Source organism: Kitasatospora sp. NPDC056651 (assembly GCF_042792155.1).
GTDB lineage: Bacteria > Actinomycetota > Actinomycetes > Streptomycetales > Streptomycetaceae > Kitasatospora.
This window is the reverse complement of sequence record NZ_JBHTWX010000027.1, coordinates 17,091-35,000: the sequence shown is the minus strand read 5'-3', so window position 1 is coordinate 35,000 and position 17,910 is coordinate 17,091. Positions and strand designations below refer to the sequence as shown.

Sequence of the window (17,910 nt, the reverse complement as noted above, 5' to 3'; positions counted from 1 at the left end):
GCACCTACTACTGGCAGGAGACCGCAGCACCCCCCGGCTATGACCTGCCCACACAACCGGTCACCACGGTCGTCCTCGACACCAACGGACAGAACGTCCCCGTCACCGTCCAGGACACCAAGACCGCCACTCAGACGGGTTCGACCAGCGTCACCAAGGTCGACTCGGAGACCTGGCAGCCGCTGGCCGGTGCCGTCTTCCAGCTGTGGCGGGAGACCAACGGCATCCCCGGTCTGCAGACCACCGGTGCCAACCCGGACACCAAGGTGGGCGCGCCCTGCACCACCGGGACCGACGGCATCTGCTCCGCGGACAACCTGCCGCTGGGCACGTACTACTGGCAGGAGGTCTCCGCGCCGGACGGCTACGAGCTGCCGCAGTCCCCGGTGACCAAGGTCGAACTGACCAAGGACTGCCCGTGCGTGGCGATCACCGTCGAGGACAGCAAGAAGTGCCCGCCGGAGCCCTGCCCGCCCGAGCCCTGCCCTCCGGAGCCCTGCCCGCCGAACCCGTGCGAGCCGGGGAACGAGTGGCGTATTCACGAGGAGCGCGTCTGACAGACCACTTCGACACGGGCGGCTGACCGCCTGACGTGAGAACTGGCCGGAGGAGCCGACAATGGCTCCTCCGGCCAGGCGCGTTCGCCGCCCCTTACGCGGGGCTTCGACCGCTTGACGAGGTCCCGCGCGGAGGCCACCCAAAGACGGCTCACCCGGCACCCGCCCCCTAGGCTGACGACATGTCGAACCACGCCCTCGCCGAACGCCACCGCCTCGCCCGGCTCCTCACCGCCGCCGGGCCGAACGCCCCCACCCTGTGCGCCGGTTGGACGACCCGGGACCTCGCCGCCCATCTGGTGATCCGCGAGCGCCGCCCCGACGCCGCGGCAGGTCTCCGGGTCGGCGCTCTGGCCGACTGGACGCGACGGGTGCAGGACGAGTACGCCGAGCGACCGTACGAGGAGCTGGTACGGCTCTTCCGCTCCGGCCCGCCGGTGTACTCCCCGTTCGCGCTCCCCGGCGCCGACGAGGCGGCGAACACCGTCGAGTACTACGTCCACGCCGAGGACGTCGTGCGGGCGGCCGAGGACTGGGCTCCGCAGCCCGTCCCGCCCGGCCGTGCCGAGGCCCTGTGGCGCCGCCTCCCCCTCATCGCCCGCCTGGAGGCCGGCCGCCGCTCCCCCGTCCGCCTGACCCTCGCCCACCCGGACGGCCGCTCCCTCACCGTCGGCCCGGCCGGCGCCCCCACCGTCCACCTCACCGGTGAGCCCGCCGAGCTCGTCCTCTTCACCTACGGCCGCGGCGCCCACACCGCCCTCACCGTCGACGGCGCCCCGGACGCCCTCGAAGCCCTCCGCCACGTCCTGCCGTTGCCCCCGAGGTAGCGGAGGAGCGGGAGCTGCTGTGGCCTCCCGGCACGCCGAGAGCGGCGGCGCCCCCTCTCCGCGAGCCGGGGGGCGCCGTCGCGGGTGGGACCGCGGCCAGGGCGGGCGCTCTCAGCTTCCGGGGCGGCCCTTGGAGACGAAGAGCTGGACGGCGGTGTTCGCCGCCGTGGTGCGCCCGGCTTGCGGCTCGGAGTTGACGACCGACCCGACGGGCACCTTCCAGTCGGTGAGTTCGTGGATCTCGTAGCGCAGCCCGGCCGCGTCCAGCAGCCGGGTAGCGGCGTCCCGGGACAGGCCGGCGACCGGGGGGACGGTCACGGTCGTGCCGGGCGCGGGCGGGGCGGCGGGGGAAGGGGTACCTTCGGTCGCCGACGGCGCGAGGCCTGGCGCCGAAGCGGAAGGGGGGGCGGGGGACGGGGGCGCGGACTGGACGGCCGGGGCCGGCCCGGTCCCCGCGGGGCGGTCGCCGCCGCTCGGCGACCCTGGCAGGAGCAGGGCCGCGCCCGTCGCGATGGCGGCCACCGCCGCCACCGCCGCGGCCCCGGTGAGGGCGGTGCGCCGACGGACCGTGCGCCGGATTCCGGCGGCATCGATCACGGGGGTGGTGGTGTTGTCGGCGAAAGCGGTCATGGCGGCGAGGAGTTCCTTGTCGAAGGCGGGGTCGGGGTCGGGGGTGGGGACGGGGCCCCGGGGCGGGAAGCGGGTCATCACGCACCTTCACGCGAGGTCGACGACGCGGACGGGACGTCCTGCCGGGGCAGCGCGGCCCGCAGTTTCGCGAGCCCGCGGGCGAGTTGCGAGCGCACGGCGCCGGGGGAGATGTCGAGGGTCTGCGCGATCTCCCGGTCCCCCAGGTCGTGGAGGTAGTACAGGACGACCACGGTGCGCATCCCCATCGGCAGGGTGTGCAGCGCCGCGACGAGCTCCGCGCGCAGTTCCACCGACCGGTAGGCATCGCGGGGGTCGGGGTGCTCGGCGGCGGGCTCCGGCGCGGGGCGCTCACCCGAGCGGTGCAGGCGCCGCCAGCGGTCGTTGGCCAGGTTCACGAGGATCCGGCGCACGTACGCCTCGGGCACCTCCGCCCGCGCGACCCGCCGCCAGTGCCGACAGGCCCGTTCCAGTGCCTCCTGTACGAGGTCCTCCGCGGTGTGCGCGTCCCCGGTGAGCACGTACGCCGTGCGGAACAGTGCGCCCGAACGCTGTTCCACGAACTCGACGAAGTCGATCCCGGGACTGGCCCTGCGCAGCCTCACCCGTAGCCTCACTCTCTCCCACCGTCGTTTTCCACCCCCTTGACGGCGCCCGCCCGCTCGCTGCTGCACCACGGCCCCGGAAGTGGCGCAGCTCACGTCCGGCCCCGGCGGCCTCCTCCGGCTGCGGACGGCGGGGGCCGGGTGCAGACTCGCAGGGGGCCGGGGTCCGATCCGGGCAGGCCGGTCACCCTCCGTCGAAGGGGCACCCCTCCATGATCACCACCGACTTCCCCATCGGCTCGCCCTGCTGGATCGATCTGGGCAGCCCGGACATCCCCGCCACCGCCGGGTTCTACGGCAAGGTGTTCGGCTGGGACTTCCTGGAGGTCCCCGGGGCCGGCGGCTACGGGTTCCTCCAGCTGGGCGGCAGGACCGTCGGCGCCCTCGGCAACCTCGATCCGGGTTCGCGGTCCGCCTGGACCACCTACTTCCGCACCGAGGACGCGGACGCCACCGTGAAGGCCGCCGAGCAGGGCGGCGCCACGGTGCGGGTGCCGCCGATGGACGTCATGCAGGAGGGCCGGTTCGCCGCCCTCACCGATCCGCAGGGCGCCGAGTTCGCGATCTGGCAGGCGGGCGGCACCAAGGGCCTGGACGCCGTCTCGGAGGAGGGCGCCCTGGTCTGGGCCGAGTTGCACACCTCCGGCCCGGACGTCGCCTTCGCCTTCTACCAGAAGATCTTCGGCTGGCGGGTGGAGAACTTCGAGCCGTCGCCGGGCATGAGCTACCGGGTGATCTCCACCGCCGCGGGCGACCAGGAGGCCACCGGCTTCGGCGGCATCGCCCCGACCATGTCCCCGGAGCAGCCGCCCGCCTGGACGCCGTACTTCGCCGCCGCGGACGTGGACGCGCGGGTGGCCGGGGCGACGGCGGCCGGCGGCACGGTGCTGATGGGGCCCGAGAACGTGCGGGGCGTCGGGCGGATCGCCTGGGTCGCGGACCCGAACGGCGCCCCGTTCGCGCTGATCAAGGGCGACCCGAACCAGACCTGAGCGAACGAGGACGAACGAGAACGAACGGGCCCGCCGTCCGAAGCCGGACGGCGGGCCCGTTCGGCCGTTCAGCGGACCGGGTGCCCGGCCTCCCGCAGCGCGCCCTTGACCTCGCCGATCCGCAGGTCCCCGAAGTGGAAGACGCTGGCGGCCAGCACCGCGTCCGCGCCCGCCTCGACGGCTGGGGCGAAGTCCGCGAGCTTGCCCGCCCCGCCGGAGGCGATCACCGGCACCGAGACGGCCTTGCGCACGGCCCGGATCATCTCCAGGTCGTAGCCGTCCTTGGTGCCGTCCGCGTCCATCGAGTTCAGCAGGATCTCGCCGGCGCCCAACTCGGCCGCGCGGCCCGCCCATTCGACGGCGTCCAGGCCGGTGCCCCGGCGCCCGCCGTGGGTGGTGACCTCGTAACCGGACGGCGTCTCGGTACCCTCGGGGCACCGCCGGGCGTCCACCGAGAGCACCAGCACCTGGCGCCCGAAGCGCCGGGCGATCTCGCGGACCAGCTCCGGACGGGCGATCGCCGCGGTGTTGACGCCGACCTTGTCCGCGCCGGCCCGCAGCAGCTTGTCCACGTCCTCGACGGCGCGGATGCCGCCGCCGACGGTCAGCGGGATGAACACCTGCTCGGCGGTGCGGCGGACCACGTCGTAGGTGGTCTCCCGGTCGCCGGAGGAGGCGGTGATGTCGAGGAAGGTCAGCTCGTCGGCACCCTCGGCGTCGTAGAGCTTGGCCATCTCGACCGGGTCGCCCGCGTCGCGCAGGTTCTGGAAGTTGACGCCCTTGACCACCCGCCCGGCGTCCACGTCGAGACAGGGGATGACACGTACTGCGAGGGTCACGGCTGTTCGCCTTCCAGGGCTTCCAGGGTCTTTGCCAGCCCGGAGCGGTACGCGTCGATCTCGACCTCGACCATCATCCGGGAGTCGATCAGTCCGTCGACCACCACCATGGTGGCCACCGGGCGCGCGGCGTCGAAGAGTTCGCGGTGGGCGCGGCCCACCTCCTCGGCGTCGCGGACGTGGGTGATGTACATCCGGGTGCGGATGACATCGTCCGCGGTCAGACCGTACGCGGCCAGGGCCGTGAGCCCGACGCCGAACGCGGCGAGGGTCTGCCGGTACGGGTCGCCCTCGTGCTCGATCCGGCCGTCCACCCAGGCGGTGGAGCCGGCCACGTGCACGTGGTCGCCCGCGGCGACCGCCCGGGAGTAGCCGAACTCGTCCTCCCAGGGGGAGAACCCGCCGACTCTGCCGCGTACGATCCGACCGTTCGTCATCCTGAAACCGCCTCCAGGGCCTCTTCGAGGGTGAACTTCTGCTCGTAGAGTGCCTTGCCCACGATGGCGCCCTCGACACCCTCGCCGACCAGCGAGGCGATCGCCCGCAGGTCGTCCAGCGAGGAGACGCCGCCGGAGGCGACCACGGGCTTGTCCGTCGCGGCGCAGACGTCGCGCAGCAGCTGGAGGTTGGGGCCGGTCAGGGTGCCGTCCCGGTTGACGTCGGTGACGACGTAGCGGGCGCAGCCCTCCTGGTCGAGGCGCGCCAGCACGTCGAAGAGCTGGCCGCCGTCGCGGGTCCAGCCGCGGCCGCGCAGGGTGGTGCCGACCACGTCCAGGCCGACGGCGATCTTGTCGCCGTGCTCGGCGATGGCCTTGGCGACCCACTCCGGGGCCTCCAGGGCGGCGGTGCCGAGGTTGACCCGGGTGCAGCCGGTGGCGAGCGCGCGGGCGAGCGACTCGTCGTCGCGGATGCCGCCGGACAGCTCGACCTTGATGTCCAGCTGTCCGGTGACCTCGCGCAGCAGCTCGTAGTTGCTGCCGGTGCCGAAGGCGGCGTCGAGGTCGACCAGGTGCAGCCACTCGGCGCCGGCGTTCTGCCAGGCGAGGGCGGCGGCCAGCGGCTCGCCGAAGGAGGTCTCGGTGCCGGAGGCGCCCTTGACCAGGCGGACGGCCTGACCGTCCCGGACGTCGACGGCGGGCAGCAGTTCGAGGCTCATCAGATCCAACTCTCAGACAGTCAGAGGGTGCTGACCCAGTTGGTCAGCAGGGCGGCGCCGGCGTCGCCGGACTTCTCGGGGTGGAACTGGGTGGCCCACAGCGGGCCGTTCTCGACGGCCGCGACGAACGGCTGTCCATGGGTGGCCCAGGTGACCAGCGGCGGGTTGATCCGCGCGCTGTGGACCTCCAGCTCCCAGTGCCGCACCCCGTAGGAGTGCACGAAGTAGAAGCGGGTCTCCGGGTCGAGGCCGGCGAACATCCGGCTGCCCTCGGGCACGTCCACGGTGTTCCAGCCCATGTGCGGGACGACGGGGGCCTCCAGCGGCTCCACGGTGCCCGGCCACTCGTCGCAGCCGGCCGTCTCCACGCCGTGCTCGACCCCCTTCTCGAAGAGGATCTGCATGCCGACGCAGATGCCCATGACCGGGCGGCCGCCGGAGAGCCGGCGGCCGATGATCCAGTCCCCGCGGACGGACTTGAGCCCGCGCATGCAGGCCTCGAAGGCGCCCACGCCGGGGACGAGCAGGCCGTCCGCGGCCATCGCGGTGTCGTAGTCGGAGCTGACCGTGACGTTCGCCCCGGTCCGCTCCAGGGCGCGCTGCGCCGAGCGGAGGTTGCCGGAGCCGTAGTCGAGGACGACGACGTTCTTGCCCATGTTCAGGTGTCCAGCCTTTTCTACGGCGGTTCTGGCGGTTCTGGCAGTCCTGGCGGGTTCCACGTCGCGCCTAGATGCGCAGCAGGCCGGAGGCCAGGCACATCACGGAGCCGAAGGCCAGCACCAGGATGACGCTCTTGGACTGCTTCTGCTTCCAGAAGGAGATCACTCCGCCGGCCAGGAAGAGGCCGACGAAGATGAGGATCATCGCGGTGTTGCTCACAGCGCACCCTTGGTCGAGGGGAGGATTCCGGCCGCGCGCGGGTCGCGCTCGGCGGCGTAGCGCAGGGCCCGGGCCAGCGCCTTGAACTGGCACTCCACGATGTGGTGGGCGTTGCGCCCGTAGGGCACGTGGACGTGCAGCGCGATCTGTGCCTGGGCCACGAAGGACTCCAGGATGTGCCGGGTCATCGTGGTGTCGTACGAGCCGATCATCGGCGCGATGCCCTCGGGCTCGGTGTGCACCAGGTACGGCCGGCCGGAGAGGTCCACGGTGACCTGGGCGAGCGACTCGTCCAGCGGCACCGTGCAGTTGCCGAAGCGGTAGATGCCCACCTTGTCGCCGAGCGCCTGCTTGAAGGCGGCGCCGAGCGCGAGGGCGGTGTCCTCGATGGTGTGGTGGGTGTCGATGTGCAGGTCGCCGTCGGTCTTGACGGTGAGGTCGAACAGGCCGTGCCGGCCGAGCTGGTCGAGCATGTGGTCGTAGAAGCCGACACCGGTGGAGATGTCGGTCTTGCCGCTGCCGTCCAGGTCTATCTCGACCAGGACGGAGGTCTCCTTGGTGGTGCGCTCGACGCGTCCGATGCGGGACATGGGGGTCACAGCTCCTTGCTGACTCTGCGGACGGCGTCCAGGAAGGCGTCGTTCTCGGCGGGCGTGCCGGCGGTGACGCGCAGCCACCCGGGGACCCCGTTGTCGCGGACCAGGACGCCCTGGTCGAGGATCGCCTGCCAGACGGCGTGGGTGTCGGCGAAGCGGCCGAACTGGACGAAGTTGGCGTCCGAGTCGGTGACCTCCAGGCCCATCCCGCGCAGCGCGTCCACCAGCCGGTCGCGCTCCTCCTTGAGCCGCCCGACGTACCCGAGCAGGGTGTCGGTGTGCTCCAGGCAGGCCAGCGCGGTGGCCTGGGTGACGGCCGACAGGTGGTACGGCAGGCGCACCAGCTGGACGGCGTCCACCACGGCCGCGTCGGCGGCCAGGTAGCCCAGGCGCAGCCCGGCGGCGCCGAAGGCCTTGGACATGGTGCGGCTGACCACCAGGTTGGGGCGGCCCTCGATCAGCGGCAGCAGCGAGGCGCGGTGCGAGAACTCGACGTACGCCTCGTCGACCACCACCAGGCTGGGCCGGGCGGCCTGGGCGGCGTCGTACAGCCGCAGCACGGTGTCGGCCTCGACGGCGGTGCCGGTCGGGTTGTTCGGCGAGCAGACGAAGATCACGTTCGGCCGGTGCTCGGCGATGGCCGCGACGGCGGCGTCCACGTCGATGGTGAAGTCGTCGTTGCGCGGCCCGGAGATCCAGGCGGTGCCGGTGCCCCGGGAGATCAGCGCGTGCATCGAGTACGAGGGCTCGAAGCCGAGGGCGCTGCGGCCGGGGCCGCCGAAGGTCTGGAGCAGCTGCTGGAGCACCTCGTTGGAGCCGTTGGCGGCCCACACCTGCTCGCGCCCGACCGGGAAGCCGGTGGTCTTCCCGAGGTAGGCGGCGAGGCCCTCACGCAGCTCGACCGCGTCCCGGTCCGGGTAGCGGTTCAGCCCGCGGGCGGCCTCGGCGACGCGCTCGGCGATCCGGGCCACCAGCTCCTCGGGCAGCGGGTACGGGTTCTCGTTGGTGTTCAGCTGGACGGGCACGTCCAGCTGCGGCGCGCCGTACGGGGACTGGCCGCGCAGCTCGTCACGGATGGGGAGGTCGTCGATGCGGGTGGTCACGAGCCGGGAACCGTCCAATCGAAGCGGGCCTTGATGGCGTCCCCGTGCCCCGGCAGGTCCTCGGCGTTCGCCAGGGTGACCACGTGGGCGGCGACGTCCGCGAGCGCGGCCCGGTCGTACTCGACGACCTGGACGCTCCGCAGGAAGGTCTGCACCGACAGGCCGGAGGAGTGGCAGGCGCAGCCGCCGGTCGGCAGCACGTGGTTGGAGCCGGCCGCGTAGTCGCCCAGCGAGACCGGGGTCCAGCGGCCGATGAAGATCGCGCCGGCGTTGACGACCCGGGCCGCCACCGCGTGGGCGTCGCGGGTCTGGATCTCCAGGTGCTCGGCCGCGTAGGCGTTGACCACGGCGAGGCCCTGGTCCAGGTCGTCGACCAGGATGATGCCGGACTGCCGGCCGCCCAGCGCCTCGGCCACCCGCTCGCCGTGCTTGGTCCTGGCGACCTGCACGGCCAGCTCGGCCTCGACCGCCTCGGCCAGCGCCGGGGAGTCGGTGACCAGCACCGAGCCGGAGGTCGGGCCGTGCTCGGCCTGGCTGATCAGGTCGGCGGCGACGTCGGAGGGCACCGCGCTGTCGTCGGCGAGGACGGCGATCTCGGTCGGGCCGGCCTCGGAGTCGATGCCGATCCGGCCGGCGAAGTAGCGCTTGGCGGCGGCCACGTAGATGTTGCCCGGTCCGGTCACCATGTTGACCGGCGCGCACTCCTCGGTGCCGAGGGCGAACATCGCGACCGCCTGGGCGCCGCCGACGGAGTAGACCTCGTCCACGCCGAGCAGCGCGCAGGCCGCCAGGATGGCCGGGTGGACGCGTCCGCCGAACTCCTTCTGCGGCGGCGAGGTGACCGCGATGCCCTGGACGCCCGCTTCCTGGGCCGGCACCACGTTCATCACCACGGAGGACGGGTAGACCGCCAGCCCGCCCGGCACGTACAGGCCGACCCGCTCGACCGGCACCCAGCGCTGGGTGACGGTGCCGCCCGGCACCACCTGGGTGGTGTGCCCGGTGCGGCGCTGGTCCGCGTGCACGGCGCGGGCCCGGCGGATCGACTCCTCCAGCGCGGCCCGCACCTTCGGGTCCAGCGTCTCCAGGGCGGCGGTCAGCTGCTCGGCCGGGACCCGGGTCGACTCCAGCCGGACGCCGTCGAAGCGCTCGGTGATCTCGATCAGCGCCGCGACCCCGCGATGGCGTACGTCCTCCGCGATCGGCCGCACCTTCTCCAGGGCGGCCGCGACGTCGAACTCGGCACGGGGCAGCAGGTCACGCGGGTCGTCCAGCGAGCCGCGGAGGTCGATTCGAGAGATCACGCCACCCAGTGTAAGGAGTGGCCGGAACCGGTGGTCCCGCATTTCAGTCCGTGATACGAAAGGCGAGACGACCGGGGGGACGGGGGAAACCATGGCGGAGCACGCGCCGGACGGTTGGAGCGGGGTCGAACGGAGACTCTGGGAGGCCTACCGCCGGGGCGAGATCCTCGACCTGCGAACGGGCGACGCGGAGACCGACGCCCCCTTCGGGGACGCCGTCTGGGGCCCCGAGCGCACCGTCCGCGCCGAGGTGCTCGCCCACCTGCTGCTGGCCGGTCCGCAGCCCGCGCCCGGGCGGGTCGCCTCGCTGCGGCTCAGCGGCGCGTTCGTCACCGAGGCGCTCAACCTGGCCGGTGCCGCCATCGGCCACTACATCGAGCTCCACCAGTGCCGCTTCGAGCAGAAGATCCTGGTCTCCGAGGCCTCGGCCTCGACGATGCGCTTCGTGAACTGCCTGATCCCCCGCCTGGAGGCCTCCCGGCTGACCACCACCGGTGACCTCCACCTGGCCCGCTGCCGCCTCCCCGAGGGCATCCGGCTCACCGACGCCAAGATCGGCACCGACCTGCTGCTCAACCAGACCGTCGTCGGCGGCGACCGCTTCGGCCGCGCCGTCTCCGCCGACGGGCTCACCGTCAACCAGGACTGCGAGGCCGAACGCCTGGTCTCCAACGGCGAGCTGAGCATCCGCACCGCCCGGATAGGCGGCCGGCTCTCGCTGCGCGGCGCCCAGTTGCACGCCGACCGGGCGCGGAACGGCACCTGCCTCAACGCCGTCCGCGTCACCGTCGGCCACACCCTCTACCTGACCGGCTCCGCCGACGGCGGCTGGACCGGCTCCCGCGGCTACTACGGCTCCGGCTACGGCGAGGTGCCGCCGCCCGACGGCCCGATCACCCCGTTCCGCGCCTTCGGGCAGGTCCGGCTCTCCGACAGCCGCTTCGACGGCGCCTGCCTGATCTCCGGCGAGTTCCACCTGGAGGGTGACGACGAACTCTCCCTGCGCCGCATCCACACCCCCGAGCTGCGTTTCTCCTGCGGCTTCCGCCCCACCGGCACCGTCTCGCTCTCCCGGGCCCGGGTCGGCAACCTGGTCGACCGGCCGCAGGCCTGGCCGCTCGGCCGGCACCTGGGCCTCACCGGCTTCGTCTACGAGAACCTGCGCCCGATCGGGACCTTCACCGTCCGGCAGCGGATCGCCTGGCTGGAGGGCTCCTCGGTGGACTTCCAGCCCGAGTCCTACGAGCAGCTCGCCGCGGCCCTGCGTCGCGACGGCGCCGACGACGACGCCCGCGAGGTGCTCTACGCCAAGCAGCGCCGGCGCCGCCGGACCCTGCCGCTGCCCGCCCGGATCTGGGGCGCGGTCCAGGACGCCACCGTCGGCTACGGCTACCGCCCCGGCCGGGCGGGCCTGTGGCTGCTGCTCGCCTGGGCGCTCGGCAGCCTCTGGTTCGCCACCCACCCTCTGGAACCGCTCAAGGCCGACGAGCGCCCGCACTGGAACCCGGTGCTGTACACCCTCAACCAGCTGCTGCCGATCGTGGACCTCAACCAGGGCGGCTGGAACCCCGGCGGCCTCGCCCAGTGGGTCTCCGCGGGGCTCGTCGTCATCGGCTGGCTGCTCGCCTCCACCGTCGTCACCGGCGCCACCAGGATGCTCCAGCGCGGTTGAGCCCGCCGGGCGCGCGACAACGCCCCCGTCCGGGGAACTACGCTGTCCGCCGTGACAGAACGGCTGCCGCTCTTCCCGCTGAACACCGTGCTCTACCCGGGCCTGGTGCTGCCCCTGAACGTCTTCGAGGAGCGCTACCGCCGTCTCGTCGCCGACCTGCTCGAACAGCCCGAGGACGCCCCCCGGCGGTTCGGCGTGCTCGCGATCAGGGACGGCCGGGAGACCGCGCCGGTCCGGCCCGAGGACGGACCGGCCGGGCCGCTGGCCGGTCTGGGCACCGTCACCGGGGACCCGCTGGAGGCGGTCTTCCACATCGGCTGCGTCGCCGACATCGCCTCCGTCGAGCCCCAGCCGGACGGCCGCTACGAGCTGCTGGTCACCGGCACCACCCGGTTCCGGCTGCGCTCGGTGGACGTCTCCGGCCCGTACCTGACCGGCGAGGCCGAGACGATCGAGGAGCGCCCCGGCGAGGGCTCCGGCGCGCTGGCCTCCGAGGTCGAGCGGGCCTTCCGGGTCTACCAGAAGCGGCTGGCGGGCGCCCGCGAGGCCAGCACCGTCGGCCGCCAGGAGCTGCCGGACGACCCGCAGGTACTCTCCTACCTGGTCGCCGCCGCCTCGGTGTTCGAGACCCCGGTCAAGCAGGAGCTGCTCGCCTGCCCCGACACCGCCCAGCGGCTGCGCTCCGAACTCGACCTGCTGCGCCGCGAGACCGCCGTCCTCAGCTGGCTGCCCTCGCTGCCCGCCGCCGACCTCACCCGCCAGCGCTTCAGCCCCAACTGACCGAGGACCGAGGAACCCGCATGGCCAAGAAGACCAGGAAGGGCGGCCAGGGCACCCCCGCCACCGTCGCCCTGGAAACCGCCGCCGTCGCCTTCACCGTGCACGCCTACGACCACGACCCGGCCGCCGCCTCGTACGGCGGCGAGGCCGCGGAGGTCCTCGGCATCGCCCCGGAGCGGGTCTTCAAGACGCTCGTCGCGGACGTGGACGGCACCCTGACCGTCGGCGTGGTCCCGGTCGCCGGGCAGCTCGACCTCAAGGCCCTGGCCGCGGCCGTCGGCGGCAAGCGCGCCGCCATGGCCGACCCAGCGGCCGCCGAGCGCAGCAGCGGCTACGTCCTCGGCGGCATCTCCCCGCTGGGCCAGCGCCGCCCGCTGCGCACGGTCATCGACGCCAGCGCGCTCACCCACCCCACCGTCTACGTCTCGGCGGGCCGCCGCGGCCTCGAAGTCGAACTCGCCCCCGCCGACCTCGTCACCCTCACCAAGGCCCGCACCGCTCCCATCGCCCGCTGACCGGCGCCACCCCGGGGCGCGGAGAACCGCGCGGCCCCGGGTCCCCGGCCCACCGGACCAGGGGCGCGGGGAGCCGCGCGAAACCGGAGGCCCCCACCCGCCCCGGGCGACGGACCTACTTCGGCCCGGCCTCGAAACCCCCGGCCGACGGCCCGTTCCACGGCCCCGCCGGAGCACCCGCCGGAGGCACCCCCACCGGAGCCTGCGCCACCGGCGCCCAATACGGCGGCGGGTCCTCCTCCCGCTTACCGAAGGCCGCCGAGAGCAGCAACAGCACCACCATCGCCGCCATCGGCCAGACCAGCAGCGCCCCCAGCGCCCCCAGGTCGATGCTCGCGTCGAAGTGCCCGCCGTCCCCCACCCGCCGGGCCTCGCCGATCAGGTCGTTGCTCGGCCCGAGCCACCGCCCGATCCGCCAGGCCCCGATCGATCCGAGCAGGCCGCCGACGGTCAGCCCCGTGGCGACCGCGATGCCGCCGCCGCGCCGCCGGGTCACCAGGAAGGCCCCGAGCGCGGTCACGATCCCGACGCCCAGGCCGATCAGCACGAACACCGCGTCGGCCCCGGCCCGCTGCTCCCCCTCGGGGTCCCCGTAGAGGATGCGGTCGCCGTCGACCACCAGCGGCACCTTGGGCGCCAGCCAGGCCCACAGCGCGGCCATCACCAGTCCGGCCACCAGGCTCGCGACGACGATGCCCGCCCCGATCCGCACCTCGGGCAGCAGCCGCTGCCCCAGCGGGGCCGCCCCGTCCCGGAGGGCGGTGGCCCCGTGCGGCGGCGCGAACGGGTCTGGTGCTGCGCCCGGTCCCGTCGCCTGCGCGTCGGCGGGGGCAGGATCCGGAGGTGTGTTCGGTACGGTCACGGCCCCATCGTGTCACGGCGGCCACCCGGACGACCCACCACCGTACGGACCGGAGGCCTACCGGGAGACCGCCCGCCGGTACGCCCAGGTGGCGACCGCCAGCGACACCGCACCCACGCCCGCGCAGACCGTCAGGTCCCCGAGCACCGCGGCCCAGTCCGGGTCCGGCGTGAACGTCCGGGCGAAGGCGTCCACCCCGTACGTGGACGGCAGCAGGTCCCGCAGCCACCGCACCGGCTGGGGCAGGTGGTCCACCGGCAGCACGCCCAGCAGCAGGGCGGCGGACATCCCGAGCTGCCCGAGCATGGTGGCGATCTCCTGGCGCGGTGCCAGCAGCCCGCAGGCCGCCCCCAGCCCGGACAGCGCGGCGCCGGCCAGCGGCACGACCGCCAGCAGCACCCACAGCTGGCCGAGCGGCAGCCCGAACATCACCGCCCCGATCGCCGCCGTGGCGACCGTCCCGGGCAGGGTGAAGGAGGCGTACGCGGCGGCCGCCCCCAGCACCACCGAGGCGGCCGGCACCGGCAGCGTCGCGTAGTGGTCGAGCCCGCCGGTGGCCCGCAGCCTGCCGAAGTACTGGGCGAGCAGGTTCAGCGCGACGAAGGCGACCACCAGCACGCTGGAGCCGGCGACCACCGACCGCGCCGCCGAGCTCTGCCCGGCGTCCACCACCCCGCGCATCATCACCAGGATGCCCACCGACTGGAAGGTGGCCACGAACAGCAGCGGGACGCGCGCCACCCGCGCCCGGGCGAGCTGCGCCCGGTACACGGCCGCGAGCGCCGGCAGCAGCCGGGCGGCGGGGGCGAGCGGAGCGGGGGTGCCCGTGGACCGGCGGGTCTCCGGCGCCGAGAGCAGCGTCACTTGGCCAGTCCTCCGTGGCGGCCGCCCAGCTTGAGGTAGGCGTCCTCAAGGCTCGGGGTGGCGAGGGTGAAGTCGTCGAGTGCGGCGAAGGCCGGGCCGGTGGTGACGGCGGCGACCAGTTCGCGGGCCTGTTCGGGGGTGGTGCGGACGGTCCAGCGTCGTCCGGTGCGCTCGGCCCGTTCGCGCAGCGCGGCGACGGCGGGGACGTCGAGCGGCGCCTCGTCCCGCCAGACCAGGTCGAGCCGGACGTCGCCGTCCACCAGCGCCTTGAGCCCGCCGGGTGTGTCGCAGGCGATCACCCGGCCGTCGTCCACCACGGCGACCCGGTCGAGCACCGTCTCCGCCTCGATCACGTTGTGGGTGACCAGCAGCACCGTCGTCCCGTGCTCGGCTCGCCGCCGGTCGACGGCGCTCCACACGGCGCGCCGGGCGACCGGGTCCATGCCGGTGGTCGGCTCGTCCAGGACGAGCAGCGGCCGGTCCCCGACCAGGGTGGCCGCGAGGCAGGCGAGCCGCCGCTGTCCACCGGACAGCTTGGCGAGCGGCCGGGCCGCGATCGGTTCCAGCCCGAGTTCCGCCAGCACCTCGCCGGCCGCGCCGCGGGCCTGCGCCCGGGTGAGGCCGCGCAGCCGTCCGGTGGTCTCGGCGGCGAGCGCCACCGTCAGCTCGTCCAGCGCGGTGGACTCCTGCCCGAGGTAGCCGAGCAGCCGGGCGGCCCGTTCGGGGTGCCGCACGATGTCGTGGCCGAAGAGTTCGACGGAGCCGGAGTCGGGGCGCAGCAGGCCGGTGAGCTGGCGGACCAGCGTCGACTTCCCGGCGCCGTTCGGTCCGAGCAGCCCGAAGATCTCGCCCTGCCGGACGGTGAGGCTGATCCCGTCGTTGGCCCGGATCTCGGTGGCGGCCGCGCCGCGCCCGCTGCGGTAGGTCCTGACCAGGTCGCGCACGGCCACGCACGGCAGGGGTTCCTCGGGTGCTCGCCCCGCCGTCTCGTTCACGACCGACGACTCTACGCGCTCATACGGGCGAACCGGACAAGGGGGCCCGGCCGGCGGCTCCGCCGCTCCCGCCCGGGGCCGCCGGGCCGCGCGGGCTCAGTCGTCGACGACCGTCGTCCCGCCCGGCACCCGGGCCGCGAGTTCCTTCCAGAACCCGGCCCGGATGGCGTAGCGGTCGTGTTCGTCGATCTGGTCGTCCTTGTGCGCCAGCAGCCCGAAGCGGGCGGCGTAGCGCAGCAGTTCGCCGTCCACCCGGTGCGGGATGCGCGGGTAGTCGGGCCAGAGCGTGGTGAGTCTCTCGGTTTCGCCGATCCGTTCGCTCCAGCGGCGGGCGAAGACCTGCCCGACCTCGTGGGCGTCGCCGCCGATGGAGGTGATGTCCTCCTCGCGGTCGGCCCAGCGCTGCTCGGCGGTGGTGAGCTGGGCGAGCGTGGGCAGGCTGTCGCCGGCGGTGACGGCGGGTTCCGGGGCGGGCCGGTCCACCCAGCCGCGGTCGGAGGACCACCGCAGCACCGGCCCGGCCTGGGCGGCGGCCGCGTGGCCGTTCACGCCGTACCCGTTGGTGCCGTTGGCCGCCGGGGCGATGGGGGTGACCGAGGGGGCCCGTCCGGCCAGGTCCTTCGGGGTGGGGACGACCTTGAGCGCGGCCGCCGGCTGCGGCCGTCCGTCGTCGGCGGGGCCGGGTCCGTCCGGGGCGTCCTCCGCGGCGACCGGGCGGACCACCGGCGGCACCACGGCCGGCGGAGCGGCGAGGATCTTGGCGATCTCCTGCCGGGCCCCTGGGGCCGGGAAGAGGTTGGAGTGCTCCCGCAGCGAGAAGGACCCCTCGATCCACTCCCGGTCGAGCACCCGTCGTTCGTCCGCCTCGCCGACCAGGTCCTCGGACTGGTTGAAGTCGCCGTCGGCGGCCTGCAGCGCCCACAGGTGGACGGCCACGCCGTGTTCCTTGGCGGTCATCATGCCGGGCAGCAGGTCCCCGTCCCCGGTGATCAGCACGACGTCGGCGCAGGCCCGGTTGCGGGCGAGTTCGGAGAGCTCGGCGTGCATCGCGGCGTCCACGCCCTTCTGCACCCAGCGTCCCTCGGCCCGGGTGAGCGCGCCGAGCCGTACGGTGACCCGGGGCAGCACCCGCAGCCGCCGGTGCTCGGGCATCGGGCGCCGGTCGGGCGCGGCGTCGAACCAGTAGATGCGCAGCAGCGGCAGCCCGGTCTCGGCCTCGGCGCGTTCGCGCAGGGCGGCGATCAGGGCCGTGTGGTTCACGGTGACCTTGGAGCGGGACGGATCCCCTGCGAGCAGGCTGGCGGCGGCGCCCAGCAGGTATCCGGCGTCCACCAGGACGACGCAGCGGTCCATCGCGCACCTCTTTTCGCTCGCCCTCGGAAGCTGTCGGGTGGGTCGATCCGGCCGTGACGGCCGACCGTTCGGCCGGGCGTGCCGAGGTGAGGGGCCCCCGTCGCCGCCCGATCGTTGGGTCACCTTCTACCCGCGGTTCGTCTGCCGAACCTCTCCGGTAGTCCCATTACCGCAAAGGCCGTACCAACGCAACGCAAAAAAATGCGAAGGCGGGCCCCGTACAACGACGGGGCCCGCCCGAGGTCACGCGGCCGTGTTCCGACCGGTGGACGGCGGTGTTCAGCCCTTGAGCTCGGCGGCGACCAGTTCGGCCAGCTGGACGGCGTTCAGCGCGGCGCCCTTGCGCAGGTTGTCGTTCGAGACGAACAGCGACAGGCCGTGCTCCACGGTCTCGTCCGCCCGGATGCGGCCCACGTAGCTCGGGTCCTGGCCGGCGGCCTGGAGCGGGGTGGGGATGTCGGACAGCTCGACGCCGGGGGCGCCGGTGAGCAGCTCGACGGCGCGCTCGGGGCTGATCGGGCGCTCGAAGCGGGCGTTGATCTGGAGCGAGTGGCCGGAGAAGACCGGGACGCGCACGCAGGTGCCGGCGACCTTCAGCTCCGGGATGCCGAGGATCTTGCGGCTCTCGTGGCGGAGCTTCTGCTCCTCGTCGGTCTCGTTGGAGCCGTCCTCGACGACGGAGCCGGCCAGCGGCACCACGTTGAAGGCGATCGGCCGCTGGTAGACCTTGGGCTCGGGGAACTCGACGGCGCCGCCGTCGTGGGCGAGCGCCGCGGCGCCGGCCTCGACGACCTTGACGGCCTGGTCCCGGAGCTCGGCGACACCGGCCACGCCGCTGCCGGACACGGCCTGGTAGGTGGAGACGACCAGGGCGGCGAGCCCCGCCTCCTCGTGCAGCGGGCGCAGCACGGGCATGGCGGCCATGGTGGTGCAGTTCGGGTTGGCGATGATGCCCTTGGGGCGGTCCGCGATGGCCTCGGGGTTGACCTCGGAGACGACCAGCGGGACCTCGGGGTCGCGGCGCCAGGCGGAGGAGTTGTCGATCACGACGGCTCCGGCCGCGGCGGCCTTGGGGGCCAGGGCCTTGGAGGTCGAGCCGCCGGCCGAGAAGATCACGATGTCCAGGCCGGTGTAGTCGGCCGTGGCCGCGTCCTCGACCGTGACCTCGGTGCCCTGCCAGGGCAGGGTGCGCCCGGCCGAGCGGGCCGAGGCGAACAGCCGCAGCTGCTCCACCGGGCCGATTCCACCGGGAAGCCCGGCGCGCTCCGCCAGGATCTCGCGGACCACGCCGCCGACCTGGCCGGTGGCACCGACAATGCCGATCTTCATCTCCGACTACTCCTCTGAATGGTGCTGTTCACAG

Annotated in this window: 21 protein-coding genes; 6 read left to right on the top strand and 15 right to left on the bottom strand. The window is 73.9% G+C overall.

Annotated features, from left to right (window positions below):
• Positions 1-557: collagen binding domain-containing protein (locus ACFRAR_RS13600; protein WP_380698006.1), on the top strand; the 557-nt coding region annotated here is incomplete at its 5' end.
• Between the two features lie 182 nt (positions 558-739).
• Positions 740-1,384 (top strand): TIGR03085 family metal-binding protein, encoded by a 645-nt coding sequence (locus ACFRAR_RS13595; RefSeq protein ID WP_380698004.1) that lies wholly within the window; start codon positions 740-742, stop codon positions 1,382-1,384.
• A gap of 111 nt (positions 1,385-1,495) precedes the next feature.
• On the opposite strand, the gene ACFRAR_RS13590 is transcribed toward ACFRAR_RS13595, so the two are convergent.
• Both ACFRAR_RS13590 and ACFRAR_RS13585 read right to left on the bottom strand, forming a co-directional pair.
• Positions 1,496-2,092, bottom strand: a complete 597-nt coding sequence (locus ACFRAR_RS13590; protein ID WP_380698002.1) for a PASTA domain-containing protein — start codon at positions 2,090-2,092, stop codon at positions 1,496-1,498.
• Entirely contained in the window at positions 2,092-2,637 is a 546-nt protein-coding gene (locus ACFRAR_RS13585) for a SigE family RNA polymerase sigma factor (protein ID WP_380698000.1), read from the bottom strand. The genes ACFRAR_RS13590 and ACFRAR_RS13585 overlap by 1 nt, the downstream gene beginning before the upstream one ends.
• 212 nt (positions 2,638-2,849) lie before the next feature.
• Here ACFRAR_RS13585 and ACFRAR_RS13580 point away from each other — a divergent pair, with 212 nt between their 5' ends.
• Positions 2,850-3,629, top strand: a complete 780-nt coding sequence (locus ACFRAR_RS13580; protein WP_380697998.1) for a VOC family protein — start codon at positions 2,850-2,852, stop codon at positions 3,627-3,629.
• Between the two features lie 68 nt (positions 3,630-3,697).
• Here ACFRAR_RS13580 and hisF read toward each other — a convergent pair whose 3' ends face one another.
• The 8 genes from hisF to hisD form a co-directional block, all read right to left on the bottom strand.
• On the bottom strand, positions 3,698-4,468 hold the full coding sequence (gene hisF, locus ACFRAR_RS13575; protein ID WP_380697996.1) for an imidazole glycerol phosphate synthase subunit HisF: 771 nt from the start codon (positions 4,466-4,468) through the stop codon (positions 3,698-3,700).
• The gene (locus ACFRAR_RS13570; RefSeq protein WP_380697994.1) at positions 4,465-4,905 is read right to left on the bottom strand and encodes a RidA family protein; all 441 of its coding nucleotides are present in this window, start codon (positions 4,903-4,905) and stop codon (positions 4,465-4,467) included. The genes hisF and ACFRAR_RS13570 overlap by 4 nt, the downstream gene beginning before the upstream one ends.
• Positions 4,902-5,624, bottom strand: a complete 723-nt coding sequence (priA, locus tag ACFRAR_RS13565) for a bifunctional 1-(5-phosphoribosyl)-5-((5-phosphoribosylamino)methylideneamino)imidazole-4-carboxamide isomerase/phosphoribosylanthranilate isomerase PriA (protein ID WP_374119975.1) — start codon at positions 5,622-5,624, stop codon at positions 4,902-4,904. Before priA ends, ACFRAR_RS13570 begins: the two co-directional genes overlap by 4 nt.
• A gap of 20 nt (positions 5,625-5,644) precedes the next feature.
• Positions 5,645-6,280 (bottom strand): imidazole glycerol phosphate synthase subunit HisH, encoded by a 636-nt coding sequence (hisH, locus tag ACFRAR_RS13560; RefSeq protein WP_380697992.1) that lies wholly within the window; start codon positions 6,278-6,280, stop codon positions 5,645-5,647.
• Between the two features lie 70 nt (positions 6,281-6,350).
• The gene (locus ACFRAR_RS13555; protein ID WP_380697990.1) at positions 6,351-6,503 is read right to left on the bottom strand and encodes a hypothetical protein; all 153 of its coding nucleotides are present in this window, start codon (positions 6,501-6,503) and stop codon (positions 6,351-6,353) included.
• Complete coding sequence (gene hisB / locus ACFRAR_RS13550; RefSeq protein WP_380697988.1) at positions 6,500-7,093, bottom strand: imidazoleglycerol-phosphate dehydratase HisB; 594 nt, start codon at positions 7,091-7,093, stop codon at positions 6,500-6,502. Before hisB ends, ACFRAR_RS13555 begins: the two co-directional genes overlap by 4 nt.
• Before the next feature lie 5 nt (positions 7,094-7,098).
• A complete protein-coding gene (locus ACFRAR_RS13545; protein WP_380697986.1) occupies positions 7,099-8,202 on the bottom strand; it encodes a histidinol-phosphate transaminase in 1,104 nt (367 codons plus the stop codon).
• Positions 8,199-9,506, bottom strand: coding sequence for a histidinol dehydrogenase (hisD, locus tag ACFRAR_RS13540; RefSeq protein ID WP_380697984.1), 1,308 nt, complete (start codon positions 9,504-9,506; stop codon positions 8,199-8,201). Before hisD ends, ACFRAR_RS13545 begins: the two co-directional genes overlap by 4 nt.
• Positions 9,507-9,597: 91 nt before the next feature.
• Here hisD and ACFRAR_RS13535 point away from each other — a divergent pair, with 91 nt between their 5' ends.
• Genes ACFRAR_RS13535 through ybaK form a run of 3 tightly spaced genes read left to right on the top strand, consistent with a single transcriptional unit; the run spans position 9,598 to position 12,473 of the window.
• Positions 9,598-11,178 (top strand): oxidoreductase, encoded by a 1,581-nt coding sequence (locus tag ACFRAR_RS13535; RefSeq protein ID WP_380697982.1) that lies wholly within the window; start codon positions 9,598-9,600, stop codon positions 11,176-11,178.
• 51 nt (positions 11,179-11,229) lie between these two features.
• A complete protein-coding gene (locus ACFRAR_RS13530; RefSeq protein ID WP_380697980.1) occupies positions 11,230-11,958 on the top strand; it encodes an LON peptidase substrate-binding domain-containing protein in 729 nt (242 codons plus the stop codon).
• 20 nt (positions 11,959-11,978) lie between these two features.
• Positions 11,979-12,473 (top strand): Cys-tRNA(Pro) deacylase, encoded by a 495-nt coding sequence (gene ybaK / locus ACFRAR_RS13525; protein ID WP_380697977.1) that lies wholly within the window; start codon positions 11,979-11,981, stop codon positions 12,471-12,473.
• Between the two features lie 115 nt (positions 12,474-12,588).
• On the opposite strand, the gene ACFRAR_RS13520 is transcribed toward ybaK, so the two are convergent.
• From ACFRAR_RS13520 to ACFRAR_RS13500, 5 genes are all read right to left on the bottom strand, one after another.
• Positions 12,589-13,335 carry a hypothetical protein gene (locus tag ACFRAR_RS13520; protein ID WP_380697974.1) on the bottom strand — a complete coding sequence of 249 codons (747 nt, stop codon included), beginning with the start codon at positions 13,333-13,335 and terminating at the stop codon, positions 12,589-12,591.
• Positions 13,336-13,392: 57 nt separating this feature from the next.
• On the bottom strand, positions 13,393-14,199 hold the full coding sequence (locus ACFRAR_RS13515) for an ABC transporter permease (protein ID WP_380697972.1): 807 nt from the start codon (positions 14,197-14,199) through the stop codon (positions 13,393-13,395).
• A complete protein-coding gene (locus ACFRAR_RS13510) occupies positions 14,196-15,194 on the bottom strand; it encodes an ABC transporter ATP-binding protein (RefSeq protein ID WP_380697970.1) in 999 nt (332 codons plus the stop codon). Before ACFRAR_RS13510 ends, ACFRAR_RS13515 begins: the two co-directional genes overlap by 4 nt.
• 96 nt (positions 15,195-15,290) lie before the next feature.
• Entirely contained in the window at positions 15,291-16,547 is a 1,257-nt protein-coding gene (locus tag ACFRAR_RS13505; RefSeq protein ID WP_380697968.1) for an NYN domain-containing protein, read from the bottom strand.
• Between the two features lie 279 nt (positions 16,548-16,826).
• The gene (locus ACFRAR_RS13500; RefSeq protein ID WP_380697966.1) at positions 16,827-17,876 is read right to left on the bottom strand and encodes an aspartate-semialdehyde dehydrogenase; all 1,050 of its coding nucleotides are present in this window, start codon (positions 17,874-17,876) and stop codon (positions 16,827-16,829) included.
• Between the last annotated feature and the right edge of the window lie 34 nt (positions 17,877-17,910).